The sequence below is a fragment of the Streptococcus parasanguinis genome, assembly GCF_001578955.1.
Taxonomy (GTDB): Bacteria; Bacillota; Bacilli; order Lactobacillales; family Streptococcaceae; genus Streptococcus; species Streptococcus parasanguinis_U.
In genome coordinates, this window is record NZ_KQ969689.1 from 436,619 (window position 1) to 440,222 (window position 3,604).

3 protein-coding genes and 1 pseudogene are annotated in these 3,604 nt (G+C 41.7%); 1 reads left to right on the top strand and 3 read right to left on the bottom strand.

The window, feature by feature from the left end; translation table 11 throughout:
• Nucleotides 1-452 (bottom strand): DUF1694 domain-containing protein (locus tag SPADD19_RS02045; RefSeq protein WP_061455070.1); only part of this gene is annotated, 452 nt, incomplete at its 3' end.
• Nucleotides 453-662: 210 nt separating this feature from the next.
• Between SPADD19_RS02045 and eno the strand changes: the two genes are divergently transcribed.
• Nucleotides 663-1,967, top strand: coding sequence for a surface-displayed alpha-enolase (gene eno / locus SPADD19_RS02050; protein WP_003018962.1), 1,305 nt, complete (start codon nt 663-665; stop codon nt 1,965-1,967).
• Nucleotides 1,968-2,070: 103 nt separating this feature from the next.
• Here the strand turns inward: eno and SPADD19_RS02055 are convergent, their stop codons facing one another.
• The gene (locus SPADD19_RS02055; protein ID WP_003002861.1) at nt 2,071-2,256 is read right to left on the bottom strand and encodes a hypothetical protein; all 186 of its coding nucleotides are present in this window, start codon (nt 2,254-2,256) and stop codon (nt 2,071-2,073) included.
• 94 nt (nt 2,257-2,350) lie between these two features.
• A pseudogene (locus SPADD19_RS02060) lies at nt 2,351-3,362 on the bottom strand (lactonase family protein).
• Between the last annotated feature and the right edge of the window lie 242 nt (nt 3,363-3,604).

Sequence of the window (3,604 nt, forward strand, 5' to 3'; positions counted from 1 at the left end):
TAGCTAAAGAGACGTTGCCAAAATGATTTCTTTTCTGGACTGGCAGTCTCTTTTTTCTTTTCAAATAAATTTGGATACTGGAGACTCATGTCTGTTGGTGAAATTCCAGATGGGTGGTCAGTATGGATGATGAGACCAAATGGAGAATGGCGACAGTCATCCGAAACGATGCTTGCCACAAGACCAAGATCCTTGGTTTTTTTCAAATATTGTAGCTGGCTGCTTTCATCTAAAGCTGGGGAGATCTTGACCAAAACAGGATGAAAGCGCTCTGAAATATCAGTGAGGATTGTCGAATACTGCTCCAGGTAAATCTTGTCCCTTGCCTCCTCCAAGGTGCATGAAGCAATCACCCGCTCCTCATAAGTCTCCAAAAATCGACGCTGCTCATCCGGATTGAATCGAGTAGGACCAGCAGCTTTTTTTAAAATTGTTTTATTAATATCTGTCATAAGCTAAGTATAGCATAAAGCGCAGCAGAAGAATAGAAGAATGCGAAAAAATTAAATAAGGAGGGAAATGGAAGGAAAAAAGAAAGTGGAACCGTTTTCTTGTTAAAAACTTCTCAATTTTCGTAGATTTCCTTGTTTTTTCTTGAAAAAATAGCCTAATTACGATATGATAGAGGAGTAAAAAATATAACTCAATAAGGAGAGTAAGAAATGTCAATTATTACTGATGTTTACGCTCGCGAAGTCCTAGACTCACGCGGTAACCCAACACTTGAAGTAGAAGTTTATACTGAATCAGGTGCTTTCGGACGTGGTATGGTTCCATCAGGAGCTTCTACTGGTGAACACGAAGCTGTAGAACTTCGCGACGGTGACAAATCTCGTTACGGTGGTCTTGGAACTCAAAAAGCTGTTGACAATGTAAACAACATCATTGCTGAAGCAATCATCGGCTACGATGTACGTGACCAACAAGCTATTGACCGTGCAATGATCGCTCTTGACGGTACTCCTAACAAAGGTAAATTGGGAGCAAACGCAATCCTTGGTGTGTCTATCGCTGTAGCTCGTGCTGCTGCTGACTACCTTGAAATCCCACTTTACAGCTACCTTGGAGGATTCAACACTAAAGTTCTTCCAACTCCAATGATGAACATCATCAATGGTGGATCTCACTCAGATGCTCCAATCGCTTTCCAAGAATTCATGATCGTACCTGCTGGTGCACCTACATTCAAAGAAGCTCTTCGTTGGGGTGCTGAAATCTTCCACGCACTTAAGAAAATCCTTAAAGGTCGTGGTCTTGAAACTGCCGTTGGTGACGAAGGTGGATTCGCTCCTCGTTTCGACGGAACTGAAGATGGTGTAGAAACTATCATCGCTGCTATCGAAGCTGCTGGTTATGTTCCAGGTAAAGACGTATTTATCGGATTTGACTGTGCATCATCAGAATTCTACGATAAAGAACGTAAAGTTTACGATTACACTAAATTCGAAGGTGAAGGAGCTGCTGTCCGCACTGCTGCTGAACAAATCGACTACCTTGAAGAATTGGTAAACAAATACCCAATCATCACTATCGAAGATGGTATGGATGAAAACGACTGGGACGGATGGAAAGCTCTTACTGAACGTCTTGGTGGTAAAGTTCAATTGGTTGGTGACGACTTCTTCGTAACAAACACTTCTTACCTTGAAAAAGGTATCGAAGAAGGTGCTGCTAACTCAATCCTTATCAAAGTTAACCAAATCGGTACTCTTACTGAAACATTCGACGCTATCGAAATGGCGAAAGAAGCTGGTTACACTGCCGTTGTATCACACCGTTCAGGTGAAACTGAAGATTCAACAATTGCTGACATCGCAGTTGCAACAAACGCAGGACAAATCAAGACTGGTTCACTTTCACGTACAGACCGTATCGCTAAATACAACCAATTGCTTCGCATCGAAGATCAACTTGGTGAAGTAGCTGAATACCGTGGATTGAAATCATTCTACAACTTGAAAAAATAATCTAGTTTACTAGACTAGAAAGGTCCTTGAGTTTTCTCAAGGATCTTTTTTGCGATCAGCTCAAACAAAAACTCCTCAACTAAAGTGTTGAGGAGTAGTTCTATTAGAACAAGCCTTTGATTTTGTCCAAGGCACCGCTGACCATTTCATTTCCAGAAACAAGCCCTTTGGCTTGTTCAAGATAGTCACCGAGGTTGTCTTTGTTGTCATCAACAAATTTTTTTGCAGCGTCGAAATCCTTCTTTTCGATCATTTCTTTAACTTGGTTAAATAAGTCCAATGGATTCATGTTATGGCTCCTAAAATATAAGTTGTGAAGTCAGGCTCGCACCTTTTTCACATCTATTCAATCATTTTTTTAGAGGTTTGACAACTAAAACGACTTAATGAAAAACCGTACAAACGGCCTCTGGGACATAGAAGTCGTCGGATAGAAGGGTCAATTTTCCGCTAGCAGAATCTCGTTTGAAGACGGTGGCATTAGGTGAATCTTGATGGGCTGCGATCAAATAGTTTTGATCAGGACTAAGCGTGAAATCACGTGGATTGAGGCCTTGACTTGGAACAATTTCAATGAGTTCTAGGCTACCATCAGCCACAACTTTGAAGACAGCGATGGAATTGTGAGCACGGTTAGATGCATAGAGGAATTTTCCATCAGCTGAGAGCTTGATCGCAGAAGCCCATTTTTGACCATCGTAGTCTGATGGAAGTGTGGAAACAGTTTGGAAGTGTTCGAATTCACCCATACCGTCATAAAAGAGCACATCGATCGTAGCATTTAATTCATTGATGAGATAGGCAGTCTTATAGTGGGGATGAAAAACAAGGTGACGAGGTCCTGCCCCTGGAGCTGTTTGGTACTGATTGATCAGGGTCAGTTTTCCTTCCTCACTGACATCATAGACATGCAAACTGTCTGTTCCTAGGTCACACGTGATCAAGTACTGATCTGGCGTAAGGTCTGCATAGTGGGTATGTGGACTTGCTTGATTGGCATGGGGGACCACTTCCTTGGTGGGTGTCTTGATCGACAAAGGACAAATGTCCATCTGCCTCTAGCTTATATACGAGAACTTGGCCTTTGTGATAGTTGGCTCCATAGACCAGTTGACGCTTGTCATCGACAGAGACATAGCAGAGTGGAGCCCCCTCTTCAACAACGTGATTGAGCGGCTGAAAATCAGCTGTAAAGCTTGCGATTCCTCCTTTACCCTCTTCAGCTCCGACACTGTAGAGGTTGCCTTTTTCAGAAAAAGCGATATAGGTTGGATTGGGCTCAGCTGCCACTAGCTCAAGATGGCTCAATGTCCCTGTTTCAGGGTCAAATTGTGCCTTGTAAATTCCTTTAGATTCTTTTTTGGTATAGGTACCGAAATAAATAGTTTGAGACATAGGTCACCTCGTAAGATTTGTTAGGTTTATTATATCAAAGGTCCTATTGGAAGGCAATTGCTAGTTGAAAAGGCGAGGGGCTTTCTTTCTTATTTTGCTAGTTTTTTCGTAACTTCACGCTCAAAAAATGCTAAAATAGAAACAGATTGAAATGAAAAGGAGTTCTCTGTGGATAATAAAGAAAAACAGTTTAGTATGTCCTGGTTTTTTAGATGGTTTTTAGATAACAAGGCCATTACTGT

What these genes read in the sequence shown, in the direction of transcription:
- SPADD19_RS02055 (WP_003002861.1), bottom strand. Translation starts at nt 2,256, where the DNA reads ATGAATCCATTGGACTTATTTAACCAAGTTAAAGAAATGATCGAAAAG.
- eno (WP_003018962.1), top strand. Translation starts at nt 663, where the DNA reads ATGTCAATTATTACTGATGTTTACGCTCGCGAAGTCCTAGACTCACGC.